Annotated in this window: 1 protein-coding gene and 1 pseudogene; one reads left to right on the top strand and one right to left on the bottom strand. The window is 69.4% G+C overall.

Annotated elements, in window-relative coordinates; genetic code table 11:
• Positions 1-457 (bottom strand): cation diffusion facilitator family transporter (locus A9X05_RS16675; protein ID WP_156736779.1); only part of this gene is annotated, 457 nt, incomplete at its 3' end.
• A 245-nt stretch (positions 458-702) separates the two neighbouring features.
• On the opposite strand from A9X05_RS16675, the pseudogene A9X05_RS16670 reads away from it, so the two are divergent.
• Positions 703-1172: pseudogene (locus A9X05_RS16670) on the top strand (hypothetical protein); the annotation flags it as partial.

Below are 1172 nucleotides of genomic sequence, written 5' to 3'. Positions count from 1 at the left end.
AACCCACGTGGCCGATGGCGACGGGGTGAATCAGCCGCAGGACGGCCTCGTAGCCGGCGACGATCGCCGACAGCGTGATCATGCCGATGACGAACAAGCCGGCGATGTCCTCGGCGCGGCCGTAGCCGTAGGTGTAGCGGCGGGTCGGCGCGCGGCGGCACAACGAGAACGCGATCCAGAGCGGGACGGCGGTGAGCGCGTCCGAGAAGTTGTGGATGGTGTCGGCGAGCAGCGCGATCGATCCCGACAGGACGGCGATCACCACCTGCACGGCCGCGGTAGCGCCCAGTCCGACGAGGCTGATCTTGACCGCCCGGATGCCGATCGCGCTGGATTCCAGGGCGGTGTCCACGCTGTCGGCGGCGTCGTGGCTGTGCGGACGCAGTTGGGCTACGAGGCCGCGAATCCCGTGCGCATGTGCGTGCTCGTGGTGATGGTGTTCGCTTCCCGCGCTCATCGGAGCGCTGTCCGCGTACCTGCATGCATACGCAGATAATAGGGCACGCGAGTGGTTCTCGCGAACGCGGACGAGGGCTAGCGGGTCGACGATCCGCGCGCACCCGCGCCTAGCAGTTGACGTGCGAGATGCAGCGTTGATTAGGGTGCTGCGGCGCCGGAAAGCGGAGCTTTACTACCCAGGGTCCGCACCGCATCCTCGGCCAGCAGGTTCTGCCGTTCACCGCGGAGCTCCGCTGCCAGGTCGTGCTCGAGCGCCGGCACTTGCAGCCCGCGGCGGCGCAACTGCCGATCCAGCGCGGCGATGAACAAGCCCTCGCCCGCGCGACGGCACCCGAGAACGGCGCGCTCAAACCCCACAGCCTGCCCCTCTACCACTCCAAGGGCGGCCTGCTGTACCCGTTCCGCGGCCTGTTGCTGCGCGCGTTCGTGGCCTGGACCCGCCTGGTCTATCGGCGATTGGCTCGGCAGGCGGTTCGCGACGTCGCCGACTACCAGCGGTCCGGGTTCACGGTGGCCGGCATCGTGGGCATCGGCGCCTCGCCGTCGTGCGGGGTAGTGACCACTTTGGATATGCGAGCGTCGCTGGACGTGGTCGCGGCCTGTCCCGCCGCCGCGCTTACGCGCGACGTCATGAACGAGCGCGCCGTTCTCGGGTGCCGTCGCGCGGGCGAGGGCTTGTTCATCGCCGCGCTGGATCGGCAGTTGCGCCGCCG

It is taken from the genome of Mycobacterium sp. E3298 (genome assembly GCF_001666895.1).
Classification (GTDB): Bacteria; Actinomycetota; Actinomycetes; order Mycobacteriales; family Mycobacteriaceae; genus Mycobacterium.
Note: the sequence above shows the minus strand (reverse complement) of the source record. Positions and strands in the feature narration are given on the sequence as shown.